The organism is Bradyrhizobium nitroreducens, from assembly GCF_002776695.1.
In the GTDB taxonomy this organism is placed as follows: Bacteria; Pseudomonadota; Alphaproteobacteria; order Rhizobiales; family Xanthobacteraceae; genus Bradyrhizobium; species Bradyrhizobium nitroreducens.
Genome location: NZ_LFJC01000015.1, coordinates 1 through 220, shown reverse-complemented (window position 1 = coordinate 220; position 220 = coordinate 1). Strand labels below are relative to the sequence as shown.

General features: G+C 66.8%; 1 protein-coding gene. It reads left to right on the top strand.

What is annotated here, in order from left to right:
• The coding region (locus TSA1_RS40515) for a hypothetical protein (RefSeq protein ID WP_210421940.1) at window positions 1-220 on the top strand (220 nt) is incomplete at both ends.

The window sequence follows — 220 nt, the reverse complement described above, 5'->3', positions numbered from 1 at the left end:
GCGCGCCGCCGACCGACATGGAGCTGCAGAGCTTCTGGAGCGTCTTGAAGAAGATCGGCCAGGGCGTGCAGACCGGCGTGAACATCGGCCACCAGCTCGGCGTGTTCAGTGCCCAGCCCGGTCTGCAGCCGGCAGCAAGCGCGCCGCCGACCGACATGGAGCTGCAGAGCTTCTGGAGCGTCTTGAAGAAGATCGGCCAGGGCGTGCAGACCGGCGTGAA